Source organism: Paenibacillus chungangensis (assembly GCF_042675905.1).
GTDB classification, from domain to species: Bacteria; Bacillota; Bacilli; order Paenibacillales; family Paenibacillaceae; genus Pristimantibacillus; species Pristimantibacillus chungangensis.
The window spans coordinates 55,949-71,836 of the sequence record NZ_JBHTJZ010000020.1 but is presented as its reverse complement, the minus strand read 5'-3'; the positions used below and the strand labels follow the sequence as shown (position 1 = coordinate 71,836).

16 protein-coding genes are annotated in these 15,888 nt (G+C 52.8%); 8 read left to right on the top strand and 8 right to left on the bottom strand.

The window, feature by feature from the left end; translation table 11 throughout:
- Positions 1-16: 16 nt before the first annotated feature.
- Positions 17-799, top strand: a complete 783-nt coding sequence (locus ACFQ2I_RS13385) for an SDR family oxidoreductase (RefSeq protein ID WP_377564858.1) — start codon at positions 17-19, stop codon at positions 797-799.
- A gap of 89 nt (positions 800-888) precedes the next feature.
- Here the strand turns inward: ACFQ2I_RS13385 and ACFQ2I_RS13380 are convergent, their stop codons facing one another.
- Positions 889-1,134: a NifU family protein gene (locus ACFQ2I_RS13380; RefSeq protein WP_377564857.1), complete on the bottom strand. Its 246-nt coding sequence runs from the start codon at positions 1,132-1,134 to the stop codon at positions 889-891.
- An 88-nt stretch (positions 1,135-1,222) separates the two neighbouring features.
- Between ACFQ2I_RS13380 and ACFQ2I_RS13375 the strand changes: the two genes are divergently transcribed.
- A complete protein-coding gene (locus ACFQ2I_RS13375) occupies positions 1,223-1,495 on the top strand; it encodes a YuzB family protein (protein ID WP_377564856.1) in 273 nt (90 codons plus the stop codon).
- 11 nt (positions 1,496-1,506) lie between these two features.
- Here the strand turns inward: ACFQ2I_RS13375 and ACFQ2I_RS13370 are convergent, their stop codons facing one another.
- Both ACFQ2I_RS13370 and mqnE read right to left on the bottom strand, forming a co-directional pair.
- Complete coding sequence (locus ACFQ2I_RS13370; protein ID WP_377564855.1) at positions 1,507-2,574, bottom strand: NAD(P)/FAD-dependent oxidoreductase; 1,068 nt, start codon at positions 2,572-2,574, stop codon at positions 1,507-1,509.
- A 67-nt stretch (positions 2,575-2,641) separates the two neighbouring features.
- Entirely contained in the window at positions 2,642-3,745 is a 1,104-nt protein-coding gene (mqnE, locus tag ACFQ2I_RS13365) for an aminofutalosine synthase MqnE (RefSeq protein ID WP_377564853.1), read from the bottom strand.
- A 243-nt stretch (positions 3,746-3,988) separates the two neighbouring features.
- On the opposite strand from mqnE, the gene ACFQ2I_RS13360 reads away from it, so the two are divergent.
- The gene (locus ACFQ2I_RS13360) at positions 3,989-4,345 is read left to right on the top strand and encodes a HesB/IscA family protein (RefSeq protein WP_377564851.1); all 357 of its coding nucleotides are present in this window, start codon (positions 3,989-3,991) and stop codon (positions 4,343-4,345) included.
- 735 nt (positions 4,346-5,080) lie between these two features.
- Here the strand turns inward: ACFQ2I_RS13360 and ACFQ2I_RS13355 are convergent.
- The 5 genes from ACFQ2I_RS13355 to ACFQ2I_RS13335 all read right to left on the bottom strand — a co-directional run bounded on the left by ACFQ2I_RS13355 (position 5,081) and on the right by ACFQ2I_RS13335 (position 12,424).
- Positions 5,081-5,539, bottom strand: coding sequence for a hypothetical protein (locus ACFQ2I_RS13355; protein ID WP_377564850.1), 459 nt, complete (start codon positions 5,537-5,539; stop codon positions 5,081-5,083).
- 263 nt (positions 5,540-5,802) lie between these two features.
- Positions 5,803-6,555 carry a pyruvate formate-lyase-activating protein gene (pflA, locus tag ACFQ2I_RS13350; RefSeq protein WP_377564848.1) on the bottom strand — a complete coding sequence of 251 codons (753 nt, stop codon included), beginning with the start codon at positions 6,553-6,555 and terminating at the stop codon, positions 5,803-5,805.
- Positions 6,555-8,816, bottom strand: coding sequence for a formate C-acetyltransferase (gene pflB / locus ACFQ2I_RS13345; RefSeq protein WP_377564847.1), 2,262 nt, complete (start codon positions 8,814-8,816; stop codon positions 6,555-6,557). The genes pflA and pflB overlap by 1 nt, the downstream gene beginning before the upstream one ends.
- A gap of 93 nt (positions 8,817-8,909) precedes the next feature.
- Entirely contained in the window at positions 8,910-11,519 is a 2,610-nt protein-coding gene (adhE, locus tag ACFQ2I_RS13340; RefSeq protein ID WP_377564845.1) for a bifunctional acetaldehyde-CoA/alcohol dehydrogenase, read from the bottom strand.
- A gap of 146 nt (positions 11,520-11,665) precedes the next feature.
- Positions 11,666-12,424 (bottom strand): Crp/Fnr family transcriptional regulator, encoded by a 759-nt coding sequence (locus ACFQ2I_RS13335; RefSeq protein WP_377564843.1) that lies wholly within the window; start codon positions 12,422-12,424, stop codon positions 11,666-11,668.
- Positions 12,425-12,617: 193 nt separating this feature from the next.
- On the opposite strand from ACFQ2I_RS13335, the gene ACFQ2I_RS13330 reads away from it, so the two are divergent.
- The 5 genes from ACFQ2I_RS13330 to ACFQ2I_RS13310 all read left to right on the top strand — a co-directional run bounded on the left by ACFQ2I_RS13330 (position 12,618) and on the right by ACFQ2I_RS13310 (position 15,882).
- The gene (locus ACFQ2I_RS13330; RefSeq protein ID WP_377564841.1) at positions 12,618-13,067 is read left to right on the top strand and encodes a GAF domain-containing protein; all 450 of its coding nucleotides are present in this window, start codon (positions 12,618-12,620) and stop codon (positions 13,065-13,067) included.
- Positions 13,068-13,131: 64 nt separating this feature from the next.
- Complete coding sequence (locus ACFQ2I_RS13325) at positions 13,132-13,788, top strand: response regulator transcription factor (protein WP_377564839.1); 657 nt, start codon at positions 13,132-13,134, stop codon at positions 13,786-13,788.
- Positions 13,781-14,902 carry a PAS domain-containing sensor histidine kinase gene (locus ACFQ2I_RS13320; RefSeq protein ID WP_377564837.1) on the top strand — a complete coding sequence of 374 codons (1,122 nt, stop codon included), beginning with the start codon at positions 13,781-13,783 and terminating at the stop codon, positions 14,900-14,902. The genes ACFQ2I_RS13325 and ACFQ2I_RS13320 overlap by 8 nt, the downstream gene beginning before the upstream one ends.
- A gap of 108 nt (positions 14,903-15,010) precedes the next feature.
- Positions 15,011-15,550: a DoxX family membrane protein gene (locus ACFQ2I_RS13315; protein WP_377564836.1), complete on the top strand. Its 540-nt coding sequence runs from the start codon at positions 15,011-15,013 to the stop codon at positions 15,548-15,550.
- 26 nt (positions 15,551-15,576) lie between these two features.
- Positions 15,577-15,882: a hypothetical protein gene (locus ACFQ2I_RS13310; RefSeq protein WP_377564835.1), complete on the top strand. Its 306-nt coding sequence runs from the start codon at positions 15,577-15,579 to the stop codon at positions 15,880-15,882.
- Positions 15,883-15,888: the final 6 nt, after the last annotated feature.

Below are 15,888 nucleotides of genomic sequence, written 5' to 3'. Positions count from 1 at the left end.
GAGAAGGTGATCAGGAATGAAGCTGACTGGCAAAACCGCGCTGGTGACGGGAAGCGCCAAAGGCCTTGGCAAGCGCACGGCGCTGCAGCTGGCGGGAGACGGATGCAATGTCATCGTCAATTATATGGAGAGCGAAAAGGAAGCCTGCGAGGTTCGCGACCTTATTATCGGGATGGGACGAAAGTCGATTGCCATTCAGGCGGACATTGCGACGTTGGAAGGTGCCCATAAGCTTGCCGACCAAGCGGAAGACTGGGCAGGGGGCGTAGATATTCTGGTGAATAATGCGGGGCCGTTCGTCCGCAAGCGCAAGCTGTTCGCCGAATATGACGAAGAGACGATCATACGGCTGATGAACGGCAATCTGCTGAGCGTCATGATGCTGGACCATCGGCTGCTGCCCTGGATGAGACAGCAGCGCTGGGGACGCATCATACACTTCGGATTCGGTCATGCCGGGGAAGCAAGATCGTGGCCGCATCGCGCCGTCTACGCTGCCGCCAAGACAGGTCTGGTCTCATTCACGAAGTCGCTCGCCGTCGAGGAAGCGCCGCATGGCGTAACCGTGAACTTGATCGGTCCGGGAGATATTCGCGGCGCGAACAAGGAGAGGTCAATCCGTGAGGCGGAGCAGGAGCTGGATACAGAGTCGCCGCTTGGCCGTCCCGGTACAGGCGAGGATGTCTCCCGCGTCATCCACTTCCTCTGCCAGTACGAATCAAGCTTCCTGACCGGCAATGTCATCGATGTGACGGGAGGCTTCGATCCCATCCGGGCGAATATTAAAGATATGACATAACGACGCGGGACACCCGCAATTGAAGAAGAGTCTTACCGAACGGAGAAGCTTGTCGCTCCTTGTCGGTAAGACTCTTGGCTTGTTGGGGATTAGAATACTTGCTCTACCTCGACTACCCCTTCAACCTCTTCAAGCAATGCACGCTCGATACCGGCCTTCAGAGTAATGGTGGAGCTTGGGCAGCTGCCGCATGCGCCCACCAGACGAAGCTTCACGATGCCGTCCTCGACGTCTACGAGCTCGACGTCGCCTCCGTCGCGCTGCAGGAACGGGCGAAGCTTATCCAATACGTCCAGTACTTCATCGTACATGGTGTCGCGAACTTGTTCACTCATTGCATTCAACTCCTTTCTCCCCTATTATAGTACAAAGCAGTGCAATTGAAAATGGATGTCTATAAATCATAAAGCAAGGTGAACAGCAATGTTAAAACCAATGGTTGAATTCTGTGCAAGCAACATGCATCATGGAACCGATGAAATCATGAACCGGCTTGAGCTGGATGATGATGTTGAAGTGATCGAATATGGCTGTCTGGGCAATTGTGGTGAATGCTATCTTCGTCCGTTCGCGCTCGTAGACGGCGTGATCGTGGCAGCGGATAACATACAACAGTTAGACGAAGCGATCAAGCTGGCGTTAGTTGCGCAGAAGGCGGATCGAGAGGCGCTGGACAAGCTGCTGGACGATCTGTAAGCCGCCGTCTGCTAGCCTAGATGTCGCTTGGAACGCCATAACACGCCGCTCTTGATCATTCTGGGCACCCTGCCCATAATAGGCGTAGTGCCCATAATGCCGAAGCCGCTCTTCTTGCCAAGCGACCCCAGCACGCCTTTCAGCTTGATCTTGCCAAGTCGCGGCGTCTTACCCTGCCATATCGCAGACAGTACTTCCGCTATCTGCTTGCCTTGCGCGCCTGCGGCCTGTCCGCTTGGCGACAGCGGCAATGCGGCGCAATCTCCTACTACGTATACATTATTGTAATCCGGTAGCTGGTGATGAGCATTAATAACCAGTCGGCCAGTATTGTCCTTGGGAAGATTCATGCGTTGCACCAGCTCTACAGGCTGTATACCCGCAGTCCATACCGTAATGTCCGTATGGATGACCTCTCCGGAATTCGAGTCGTGCAGCATGCCCGGCTCCACCTTGTGAAGTGAGATGTGGCCTCGCATCTCTACGTGATGCTCCATGAACCATTCCGCTACGAAGTCCTGCAGCTTGCCGGGGAAGGCCGACATGACCTTCGCTCCTCGGTCCAATATGCGAATATTCAAGTCAGGCCGGCTCTCCCGCAGCTCGGAAGCTACCTCGACGCCGCTAAGCCCTCCACCGACGATCGTCACTTGGCCGTATGGCTTGACATCATTGAGCTTGGCGTAAGTGTGGCGAGCGGCCGAGAACGTCTGAATGCTATTGGCGTATTGCTCTGCGCCTTCGATTCCGTGATATTTATCCGTACAGCCAAGTCCGATGACGAGCCATTCGTAGGAGAGCGGATCGTGGCCATCCACATGTATGAGCTGAGTCTCCATATTGATGTCGGTCACTTCCCCATACATGAGCTTGATCCTTGGATCGATAGGGAAGTTGACACGCAGCTCCAGATCAGATACCGTCCCCGCTGCGAGCGCGTAATACTCCGTCTTCAATCCTTGAAATGGCATGCGGTCAATCAAGACGATGGACACGTCATACGGCATGCCTTTCTCCAACAATTCGTTCGCGATGGCGGTTCCGCCGTAACCGCCACCCAGTATCACTACATTTCTCATCGGTTCCCAGCTCCATGTATCATGATGATGTATTACATTGCATTAGGTTATGCTTAGAAAGTCAGGTTTACTCGTATACTTTGATTTCATTATAGAACGTATCCCGTTCGACAGGAACACGGCCCGCCCCTTTAATTAACCAGATAAGATCGTCTCGCGTAATGCCTTCCGGCGTAAGCGCACCTGCGGCATGGCTGATCTTCTCCTTCACGATCGTGCCGTGAGCGTCGGATGCCCCCATCGTAAGCGCAACCTGCGTTAACTGCACGCCTATGTTAATGAAGTAAGCCTTAATGTGCTGGAAGTTGTCCAGCATGAGCCTGCTTATCGCGATCGTCTTCAAGTCCTCGAAGGCAGAGTTGCGTCGTCGGATGCCCGCTTTCGGATTGATCGGCTGCATCGACAGCGGAATGAACACGAGGAAGCCGTTCGTCTCATCCTGCAGCTCGCGAATCTGCATCAGATGGCGGATGCGGTCTTCCTTGGATTCGATGGAGCCGTAGAGCATGGTCGTATGTGTGCGAAGTCCCAATTGATGGGCCGTTCGGTGAACGTCCAGATACTGGGATACATCCGCCTTGTCGACGCGCATCTTCTTCCTGTAATGATCAGACAGAATCTCGGCCCCTCCGCCGGTGAGTGATTTCAGACCGGCATCGATGAGCGTCTCCAGCACTTCCTTGTAGGATAGACCACTTATACGGGAGAAGAAGTCGATCTCGGCTGCCGTGTATGCTTTCAAGGTGACATCAGGATACTTATCTCTCAGCGCCTTCAGCGAATCCACGTAGTATTGGAACGGCACATGAGGATTATGGCCGCCTACAATATGGAACTCACGTACGCCTGGATGAATATGCTGCTCTACGTATTGAATCATTTCCTCACCGGAGAGCGTATAAGCGCCGGGGGCGCCCTCGTCTTTCCGGAAGTTGCAGAAGGCGCAATGCGCTTCGCATACATTCGTGAAGTAGAGGCTCATATTCTCAATGAAATAGACCTTCTTGCCATTCTTGCGCAGGTTCACTTCATTGGCCAACTGGCCAATCGTCAATAAATCATCGGATTCATATAAAAATACGCCCTCTTCCAGCGTCAAGCGCTGCCCATTGCGCACTTTCTCGGCAATTTGCTGCATTCGCTTCTCATCTGTCGGGATAATAACATGCATAGAGAAAGCCTCCTTGTGAAAAAAATAACAAGCTGTATCATTGCATAAGCTGTACCTATTATAAACCTCATTCCCGACAACGGGCAATATCAAACCGGTTTATTTCCATTTCCATATATGGATGCTGCGGATATTTGGGTGACGATAACCGAGATTGCTTGAGGTGACGGAGCAAGTGCAGTATACTGTCATTAAGTAAGTGAACTGATTAATTGGCGTACAGTATGATTGGAGGGATAGAACATGATTACCATCAGTGAAGAAGCTTCCGAGAAGATTAAAGAAATGCTGGAGCAAGAGGCGTCGCCTGATTTGTTCCTGCGAGTAGGTGTGAAAGAGGGCGGGTGCACCGGCTTTTCTTATAGTATGGGATTTGATGATGAAAGCCAAGAAGGTGACGAGACCATTGAAGCTGGCGGGATGAAGGTCGTTGTGGATGCCAACAGCAAAAAGTATCTTTACGGCTTGATCATTGACTGGAAGGAATCTGCTATGGGCGGCGGGTTCACGATTGATAACCCCAACGCTACAGTAACTTGCGGTTGTGGCTCTTCGTTCCGTACAGCCGCAGCGGCGGGCAAGCCAGATAGTGACTGCTAACCTACTGAGTGCGATATTGGATGAACGATTGAATGGCCGTCTTGACCAGTTACGTCACGGGAACGACCAACTGGAAAAACCGAAATAGCAAAAGCGATTGTATAGTGTTTCCAGTTAGTGGCCACGTTCAGTCTCAGCCTATCTTTATTTATGTCCATATCATGGGTGATTGAATGGTTCAGCTTATATAGAATGGAAGACGAGTCGATCATCGGCTCGTCTTTTTTTATTCTGGGATTCCGTGGCGAGTAGTAGGCGATGTGACCTCGGTTGGAGAGTGGAAAGTAGGCGAATGGTGGGCTGTAGGCGATGTAACCTCGGTTGGAGAGTAGAAAGTGGGCGAATGGTGAGCTGTAAGCGATGTAACCTTGGTTGGAGAGTAGAAAGTGGGCGAATGGTGGGCTGTAGGCGATGTAACCTCGGTTCGAGGTAGGAAAGCACACGAATGGCTGGCTGTAGGCGATGGAACCTTGGTTGGAGAGTAGAAAGTGGGCGAGTGGTGAGCTGTAAGCGATGTAACCTCGGTTGGAGAGTAGAAAGTGGGCGAGTGGTGAGCTGTAAGCGATGTAACCTCGGTTCGAGGTAGGAAAGCACACGAATGGCTGGCTGTAGGCGATGGAATGGACGGTTGCCTTGGAGCCTAATTCGTGCAGTAATATGCGATATCGCATTTTCTGAGCTCAATAAGCTCCATGGCAGCCGTAAGAGCGCGTCAAACGAGTAGAATACACAATGCTATTGGAATGAATCGTGAGCGAGCGAGCCAGCAGTGTATGCAGCCAACACTAGAGTGACGAAATCCCGAGCGAGCGAGCCAGCAGTGTATGAAGCCAACACTAGAGTGACGAAATCCCGAGCGAGCGAGCCAGCAGTGTATGCAGCCGACACTAGAGTGACGAAATCCCGAGCGAGCAAGCCAGCAGTGTATGCAGCCAACACTAGAGTGACGAAATCCCGAGCGAGTAAGCCAGCAGTGTATGCAGCCAACACTAGAGTGACGAAATCCCGAGCGAGCGAGCCAGCAGTGTATGCACCCAACACTAGAGTGACGAAATCCCGAGCGAGCGAGCCAGCAGTGTATGCAGCCGACACTAGAGTGACGAAATCCCGAGCGAGCGAGCCAGCAGTGTATGCAGCCGACACTAGAGTGACGAAATCCCGAGCGAGCAAGCCAGCAGTGTATGCAGCCGACACTAGAGTGACGAAATCCCGAGCGAGTGAGCCAGTAGTGTATCTCGATAGACCTCGAAAGAGGATTCCTCACTGGCTCACTAGCTAAATCCATGGAATGCCGTATCACCGAAATGGCGATTCAAAATTTCCGAAGTGATTATTGCGCCCTTCCTACTACTCGGAGTGGTCATCGGAGAAAAGAAAAAAAGGTTCGCTATTTCTCTAAAGCGAACCTTCTCAAGACGTTAATGGTTGAAAGTTAGTTGTCTCTCTGCTTGAATGAATTATGATTCATGCTTCGCCAGCTGCTGAGCCAACTCTACAATTGCCCGCGCTCGCTCCATCTCACGTTCCGTAGGAGCGGGAACCCCGTCGAGCATGTAGGGCAAGCCGAGCTGCTGCCACTTGTATACGCCCATCCGATGATATGGGAGAAGTTCGAGCTTCTGCACGCTCTTCAGCTTGGCGATATAGCGTCCAAGCTCTTGCAGATCGCTGTAATCATCCGTGACGCTGGGAATGACCACATGCCGGATCCACATCGCCGTGCCGCGATCTGACAGATGTGAGGCAAAGCGTAAAATGCGTTCATTAGACTGGGTAGTGAGCCTAATGTGCTTCTGTTCGTCTATTTGTTTAAGATCCAGAAGCACCAGGTCCGTCGCTTCAAGCAATCCCGTCTCATCTGCGACAGACGGCTCGCAGTAGCCGGAGCTGTCCAGTGCGGTATGAAGTCCGAATCGGCGCTTCGCTTCCCGGAACAGTTCCGCTACGAATGCGGCCTGCAGCGTTGGTTCTCCGCCGGTAACGGTCAAGCCGCCGCCGGATGCCCGATAATAGCGGAGATAAGGCTCAATCTCCGCCAGCACTTCATCTACGGACATTTCTTGCCCGTCGCCTTTATCCCAAGTATCGGGATTATGGCAGAAGCGGCAGCGCAATGCGCATCCTTGCATGAATAAGACGAAGCGAATACCGGGACCGTCTACTGTGCCGAAGGTTTCGAAGGAATGAATGCGGCCCCTGACCTCGCTCATCACATCTCACCGTGGAATGTCCGGCTGATAACTTCAAGCTGCTGTTCCTTCGTCAGCTTGATGAAGTTGACCGCATAGCCCGATACGCGTACAGTCAGCTGCGGATACTTCTCTGGATGCTCCATCGCCTCTTGCAGCGTGGCCCGATCGAACACGTTCACATTCAGATGGTGGCCGCCGTTGCCCATGTAGCCGTCCAGCATGGCGGTCAAATTGCTGACCTGTCCGTCCTCATCGCGGCCCAATGCCTTGCCTACGATGGAGAACGTATTGGAGATGCCGTCCAGCGAATCCTCATAAGGCAGCTTGGCTACGCTGGCAAGTGAAGCGAGCGCGCCCTTGCGGTCGCGGCCGTGCATCGGGTTCGCGCCGGGTGCGAATGGCTCGCCAGCTTTCCGCCCGTCAGGCGTCGAGCCCGTCTTCTTGCCGTAGACGACGTTCGATGTGATCGTCAGCACGGATTGCGTCGGAATGGCTTCGCGATACGGCTTATGCGTACGAAGCTTGTTCATGAACGCCTCGACAAGTCCGACAGCAATGTCGTCGACGCGGGCGTCGTTGTTGCCGTATTGCGGGTAGTCGCCTTCGATGCGGAAGTCGATCGCGATGCCGTCTTCATTGCGTACGGGATAGACATTGGCATGCTTGATAGCGCTGAGGCTGTCGGCAACGACGGACAAGCCGGCAATACCGCATGCCATCGTGCGTATAATCTCCCGATCGTGCAGGGCGAATTCCAGCCGCTCGTAGCAGTATTTGTCGTGCATGTAGTGAATGACGTTCAGCGTGTTCATATATAGTCCTGCCAGCCAATCCATCACCTTGTCGAAGCGTGCCATCACTTCCTCGTAGTCTAGCCGCTCAGCCGTGATCGGCGCTTCCGCAGGGGAGACCACCTGCAAGTTCAGCTTCTCATCGACACCGCCGTTGATGGCGTACAGAAGTGCTTTCGCCAAGTTGGCGCGCGCCCCGAAGAACTGCATTTGCTTGCCGATGCGCATGGCGGATACACAGCAGGCGATGCCGTAATCGTCTCCGAAATGCGGACGCATCAGATCGTCATTCTCATACTGAATGGAACTGGTCTCAATCGACACTTTGGCACAGAATTTCTTGAAGCCTTCCGGTAGCTGCTCGGACCAGAGTACGGTTAAGTTCGGCTCAGGAGCGGGTCCCAGATTGTAAAGTGTATGGAGAAGACGGAACGACGACTTCGTGACCATCGCCCGACCGTCTTCGGCAATGCCGCCGATCGCTTCCGTTACCCATGTCGGATCGCCACTGAACAGCTCGTTGTAGTCTGGCGTCCGCAGAAATTTCACAATGCGAAGCTTCATGACGAAGTGATCGATTATTTCTTGCGCATCCTGCTCTGTCAGAATGCCATCCTGCAGGTCGCGTTCAATGTAGATGTCCAGGAAGGTCGAGACGCGTCCAAGACTCATTGCAGCGCCGTTCTGTTCTTTAATGGCACCAAGGTATGCGAAGTATAGCCATTGCACCGCTTCCTTGGCATTGCTTGCTGGCTTGGAGATGTCGAAGCCGTATGAGAGAGCCATCTCCTTCAGCTCCTGCAGCGCTCGGAGCTGCTCGTTATGCTCTTCGCGTTCACGCATGACCGCTTCCGTCATGTCCGAATGGTCGCTCAGCGCCCGATCCTGCTTCTTCTCTTCGATAAGTCTGTCTACGCCGTACAGCGCCACCCGCCGATAGTCGCCGATAATGCGGCCTCTGCCGTAAGCATCAGGCAAGCCGGTGATGATGCCGGCCTTTCGAGCCAGCCGCATGTCAGGCGTATATGCATCGAACACACCTTGGTTATGCGTTTTGCGAATATCGGTGAAGAGCTTTACAATCTCATCTGGAAGCGCGAAGCCGTAGGCCTCGCAAGCATCTTGCACCATGCGAATGCCGCCTAATGGATGAATGGATCGTTTGAACGGCTCGTCTGTTTGAACACCTACGATCTGCTCCAGATTTTTGTCGATATATCCTGGCTTGTGAGACACGATCGAAGATGGTGTATTCACATCCACATCCAACACCCCGCCACGCTGGCGTTCCTGGCGAGTCAGCTCGCTAATGTCGTCCCACAGCTTTCTCGTCGCATCTGTTGCACCTGCCAGGAAGGAATCGTCGCCTGCGTAAGGAGTCATGTTCGCCAGGATGAAATCCCTGACATTGACGCGCTGCTCCCACTTGCCGCCCTGAAAACCTTGCCATGCGTCTTCTCGCTTCATCTGCTGCTTGGTGGTAGTCATACTAGTAACCTCCTAAAGAATGATAGGAGAGAGAGCATGCGGCTCTCATCTCCTTCTATTAATTGTCTGCATATTACAGCTCTATTTGCTCTATTACTCGAACGTACCATAGTATGCTTTCCGATATACTTCTTCAAGCTCCGTCACGAGCGGCAGACGCGGATTGGCTGTCGTGCATTGATCCTCGAACGCCCGGTCGGCCAAGTAATCCACCTTGGAGAGGAATTCTTTCTCGTTCACGCCGGCCTCCTGGAAGCTCTCCGGGATGCCGAGCGAGCGGTTCAGCTTGCGCACCGCCTCGATCAGACTGTTCACGCCGTCGGCTGTGGAGCCAGCCGGCAATCCCAGCATACGTGCGATTTCGGCGTAACGAACATCCGCTTTGAAGTGGTCGTATTTCGGGAACGATTGGAATTTCGTCGGACGCTGCGCATTGTAACGAATGACGTGCGGCATCAGGATCGCATTGGTGCGGCCGTGTGCCAGGTGGAATTCCGCCCCGAACTTGTGCGCCAAGCTGTGGTTGATGCCGAGGAACGCATTGGCGAAGGCCATGCCGGCGATCGTCGACGCATTGTGCATCTTCTCCCGGGCGACCACATCGCCTGTCGCGAACGATTTCTCCAGATTCTCGAATACGAGCTGGATCGCCTTCATCGCCAGACCGTCCGTATAATCGTTAGCCATTACAGATACATATGATTCGATCGCATGCGTCAGCACGTCCATCCCGGTATCCGCGACAATGGTCTTCGGCATGCTGTACACATATTCCGGATCGATGATTGCCACATCAGGGGTCAATTCGTAATCCGCTAGCGGATATTTCGTGTTGCCGTTCTTCTTGTCGGTAATAACGGCGAACGAGGTTACCTCCGAGCCCGTACCCGACGTTGTCGGTATAGCGACGAACTTCGCTTTGTTGCCAAGTCTAGGATATTTGTAGATCCGCTTGCGAATGTCCAGGAACTTCATTTTGATAGCCTCGAAGTTCGTATCCGGGTATTCATAGAACAGCCACATCGCCTTTGCTGCATCCATTGGCGAGCCGCCGCCCAGTGCGATGATGCAGTCCGGCTGGAAGCGATTCATCACATCGGTGCCGCGAGCTACTGTCTCGACAGAGGGATCGGGCTCGATGTCTTCGAAGATTTCAATTTGCACCGGTTGCTGTCGTTTGCGCAAGTAATATTCGATCTTCTCTACATACCCCAGCTTGACCATCATCTCGTCGGTAACGATGAGCACGCGGCTGATGTCCGGCATTTTGGCCAGGTATTGGGTAGCGCCGCGTTCAAAGTAGATTTTTGGCGGTATTTTGAACCACTGCATATTCACAGTACGGTCCGCCACACGCTTAATATTGAGCAGGTTGACGGCGGAGACGTTGTTGGTCGTGGAGTTGTGGCCGTACGAGCCGCAGCCCAGCGTAAGCGATGGCAGATTCGTGTTGTAGATGTCGCCGATCGCGCCATGCGTCGACGGGGAATTGACGATGACCCGTCCCGTCTGCAGGCGTGTCGCGAATGCTTCAATCACCGCTTCATTGCTGGAGTGGATAACGGAAGAGTGACCCATGCCGCCATACTGCACGATTTCCGCGGAGCGCTGAATGCCCTGCTCGGCGTTTTTGACGCGATAGCAGGCCAGCACCGGACTAAGCTTCTCCGCGGATAGCGGATAGTCGTCGCCTACGCCGCCAAGCTCCGCCACGAGAATTTTCGTATCCTCCGGTACGCTCACGCCTGCCATCTTGGCAATCGTAACAGCGGATTGTCCGACGATCACGCCGTTAACGGCGCATTTCTCAGAATTGATGACCAGACCGGATACGGCTGCGGTCTCTTGCTCGTTCAAGAAGTAACAGCCGAGCGCGCTCATCATATTTTTCACTGCATCGTATACGGGGTCTTCAATAATAACCGCCTGCTCAGATGCGCAGATCATTCCGTTATCGAAGGTCTTGGACAAGATCAGGTCTGTCACCGCTTGCTTCAGATTAGCTGTCTTGTCAATGAAGCAAGGCACATTGCCGGGGCCTACGCCTAGTGCCGGCTTGCCTGTGCTGTAAGCCGCCTTGACCATCGCAGCTCCGCCGGTTGCAAGCACGAGCGCTACGCCCTTATGGTTCATTAGCAACCCCGTCGCTTCCATGGAAGGCTGTGCAACCCATTGAATACAATGCGCTGGAGCCCCCGCTTCTATTGCTGCATCCAGCAGCACTCGCGCAGCTTCGGCGCTGCAGTTCTGTGCGGACGGATGGAAGCCGAATATGATCGGGTTGCGCGTCTTGACAGCAATCAGCGCTTTGAACATAGTTGTGGATGTAGGGTTGGTGACGGGAGTTACCCCGGCAATAACGCCTACAGGCTCCGCGATCATCCGGTAATTTTCGTATGGATTGGATTCAATAATGCCAACGGTTTTATCGTATTTAATGCTGTGATAAATATATTCCGTTGCGAATATGTTTTTTGTAATTTTGTCCTCATATACGCCGCGGCCGGTTTCTTCTACCGCCATCTTCGCGAGCTGCATATGCTTATCAAGTCCGGCTAACGCCATTTTCTGCACAATATGATCCACTTGCTCCTGGGACAGGGACATGAACTGTTCTTGCGCCTTTCGAGCGCGTTCAACCAATCGGTCAATCATCTCGCCGGCAGTTTGCCCGGCAGCCACTTTCTTCTCTTTCACAGCCATGCTCGCTCACTCCTTATCTTTCAATAGCTTACAAATTAATCATATGCCCGAAGCTTTTTCCCTTCTGTGCGAAATATCACAATTTTAGCATAATTTACTGGGCGGATGTGACAATAAAATGGAAAATTTACGTGCAACGGCTATTCTTATATGCGGCATATATGATCGGGGCACATCGGACAGTCCGGGCAACCGGCCATATGGCGAAGCTCCTGCAAGTCTGCGATGCGAAGCATGCCTGTTCCGATACATTCCACAATGCCATCGCGCTTCATCTTCGCGAGCATGCGGTTAATGCCTTCCCTGGTTGTGCCCACTAGCTCGGCCAGCTCATTGTTGGTTAGCTTGATATTAATGAGAATGCCATTCTCTTGCTGAATACCGAAGCTGTTGCACAGCCGAATCAATGTGGAAGCAAGCGCTCCATTCTTGCCGCCCATTAGCAGATCGCGCAGCTTGGATTCCGTCTGCCGCTGGATTTGACTCATCCACATGGCGAAGCGGTATGCGAACTCGCCGTTGCGGCAGAGCAGCATCTCCAACTGCAATCTGGAGATGACCCCCACCTTCACCTCGCCCATCGCTTCTGCGCTGTAGCGGTGGAAGGTATCCCAGGCATCAATGTCGGCGATCAGATCGCCGGACTGGACGATGGACAGCAGCAAGTCTCTGCCGTCGCTGGTCGACTTGCGCAGCTTCATCCGGCCTTCCAGCACCCAATAGACGGCCGAAGATTCGTCTCCTTCCCAGAACAGGTAGCTGTTGGCGGGAATTCGCTTGATATGCATAACGGAAGCCAATTGATCGCATTGTTCCGCGGTGAAGATGTTTGTAATACCGCCGTTATGCCAGAGGTGTTCATTTGTCGTTTGGGGTTTTGTATCGGTTGCAAAGTATATGCTCACTGCCATCATCCTTTCGGAAATTCCTTTGTCTTTATCATACTTGCTGAGATCGGTTGGCGTAATCAGGGAACTCCCTGAATATTTTAGGGGGATTCTCCTGACTTACAGGGGGTAAATAAAACTTTATAATAGAAACTACAATATGAAGATCGCGACGTTCCGGTTAATGTCAGATGACGGAGGGGTTAGTGCCATGGTTATGAATGGGCAGGAAGAGTCCGGTGTAGAAATGCGCAATCGGTTGCAAGGGCTTATGCATAAGACGGAAAGTGACGTGGTGGCGGTAGGGAGACTGGATGCCTCGACTCGCAAGCTGCACTGGGTGGAATTATGCGGTCATCGCAACGAGCGGACGTCAGCTATCAGGCAAAAAGCGACACAAGGGCTGTCCGGTATGGCATTGCGTGCTGGAAGACCGATGGTGACGAAGGAGGCGCTTGGCGATGCGGAGCGCTTCAACCTTGGAGAGGCGGTTATGCTTACAGAATCGCTGTCCGTCGCCGCTGCCATTCCTCTGAAGCAGGGAAGTCAATATAATTGGATCATCTTGCTTGGGCGCAGGAGCGGAGTGGCGTATACACCTGAGCTCCTCCGGATCGGCCAGCAATGGGGAGAAGAATTGGCAAAAGAGTTGGTAATGTAAAATTATGGCTGTGATTACTCTCATAAGCAAGTATAATATAGGTTAAGTGCAAAGGAGGGGAATCATGATCAAGCTGTTAATATGCGACGACCATGCTGTCGTCAGGTCCGGATTGACTATGCTGCTCGATGGCAAGCACGGCATTCAAGTCGTAGGGGAAGCTTCTGAAGGCGACGAAGCAATCGCCTTGACGAAGGAGCTGTCGCCCGACGTCGTCCTGATGGATCTCAGCATGCCGCACGGCAAGGATGGCATGACGGCCACTTCGGAGCTCAAGCGGCTGTCGCCGGATACGGCTGTGCTTATATTGACGATGCACGACGATGAAGAATATTTGTTCCGAGCGATCGGAATTGGAGCCTCGGGTTATATATTGAAGAATGCGCCGCATGATGAACTGGTGTCGGCTATTCAATGCGTCGCAAGCGGCGACGCTTATCTGTATCCTACCGCAACCAAGAAACTGATGAACGAATACATGGATCGAATTAAAGGTGGGGGGAGCGGCGCAAGCCCCTACGACTCGTTGTCGGATAGAGAGAAGGAAATATTAGGCTGGCTGGCGAAAGGATATACGAATAAAGAGATCGCCGCCAATCTGTATATTAGCGTCAAGACGGTGGAGACGCATAAGAGCCACTTGATGGACAAGTTGGGGTTGAAATCGCGGCCTGATCTGGTGAAATTTGCGATGAAGAAAGGATTGCTGCAATTTGAGTAGAGACGGGCATTACAAATGGGTCGGCAATGCCGGCGTAGAAGTGCGCGAGCTGCTCTGCCGGCTGGAAGAGCAACTGCAAGACACCTCGTTGCTGGCCAGCACCAAGCATTCCCTTGCGCAGTTGTCGGATGTTAAGTTCGCTCTGGATGCCTCATCCATTGTAGCCATTACCGACGCCAGAGGCGCCATCGTCTATGTCAATGACAAGTTTTGCGAGATATCGAAGTATGGTCGACACGAATTGTTGGGGCAAGATCATAGAATCATTAATTCGGGCCATCATGGCCCGGGTTTTTTCCAGGACCTGTGGCGTACCATATCTAACGGCGAGGTGTGGAGAGGCGAGATCAAAAATCGTGCGAAGGACGGTAGCTATTATTGGGTAAGCACCACGATTGTCCCGTTTTTGGACGAACAGGGCAAGCCTTATCAATATTTGGCCATTCGTACGGAAGTGACGGATCGGAAGCGGGCAGAGAGTGAGTTAAAGGTGATGATGGAGAAAGTGATGCAGGTGCAGGAGGAGGAGCGCAAGCGAATCTCCCGGGAGCTGCATGACGGGGTGGGCCAAAGCCTGTTCTCTCTGCTGATCGGACTCGATCGGCTTATTAGCGAGCATGAGGAAATGGACGGCTTGAAGCAGCTTCGGGATGAGGTATCCGGCGTCATGGAAGATGTCAGAGGAATGGCATGGGAGCTCAGACCGTCCGTACTGGATGACCTGGGGGTAGGTCCTGCAATTCGTACGTATATCGACAATTACTCCCAGCATTTCGGCATTGATGTGCAATTCGCGAACGGCTTGCGGAATCGGCTGGACTCCTTGAAGGAGACGGCGATCTATCGTGTCATCCAGGAGGCGCTCACCAACATTGCCAAGTATGCGGGGGTTCAGGAGGCAGAAGTGACGATTGAGCAACGGGAGCATGACATCGCCGTGACGATTGCAGACCGCGGAGCCGGCTTTCTTACCGACGGAGACCCGACAGGCGTCGGCATGTTCAGTATGGAAGAGAGAGCCCGGACGGTTGGCGGCAAGCTGACGGTAACTTCGGTTGTAGGAGAAGGGACGGAAGTGAAGCTGCTGGTACCGAGGGACGCATTGACAGAATAGACGACTGTGGCGGCTTTTACACAACTGAAATGGGAAAAGTGACAATAGTCACTTCGAAAACCAATCATCTCCAATATACTTGAGACATCAAGTAAAGGAGTGATGGAAATGATGAGATTTTGGAGAGAGAATGTATGGATGGCCGGCATCATTACCGTAATCAGGCTGGTATTGGGATATAAATGGCTTATAGCCGGTTGGGATAAAATTACAGGCGAAAAAGCCTTCGACGCTGCCGGTTATTTGAACCGAGTAGTGGAGAACCCGGTGATGGACGGCGGATCGGGTACGGAGATGTATCCGACGTACAACGCTTTTATCGAGCATTTCGCACTGCCGAACGTTAAGCTCATCAACTTCCTGATTCCATGGGGAGAATTCCTGGTAGGTCTTGGTCTTATACTGGGAACGCTGACGTTGACTGCTACATTCTTCGGCCTTATGATGAACTTCATGTTCATGTTCGCGGGCACGGTTAGCTCGAACCCATGGCTGATGCTGCTGGGCATGCTGGTCATAGTCGCAGGCACGAACGCCGGACGCTTCGGATTGGATCGCTTCCTGACGCCTTGGCTGCATGCGAAGGTAGGCAACAAGCTTCCCGGTCCGTTCGGGAAAGGGAGTGGGACAGATACCGTATTGAAGTAAGAACGCAAGGAGGACCTTGTTGAATCATGAAAGAATGCATCGTTCACTTTAAGCTGATCCGTGGTGCAAGTAGTAAAATGCTGCGAGCCTTGATCATGCTGCCTAATGAGAAACAGCCTGAGATATCCGACTTCATTCGCGCATTCGCGCAGCTTGGCTACCATGTCGTGCTTGAGAACGAGCGGGAGCTAATCTTCGCTCCAGCTACAACTGGCGAGACGTATAAGCTGGATATTACCTCGATTGAAGTGAAAGGCGAGACGGAGGAAGCGCCTGAGCACGATGGTGAGCTTAGAGCCATATTAGAGCATCTGGTACGTCGGGGTTGGTAATTGACA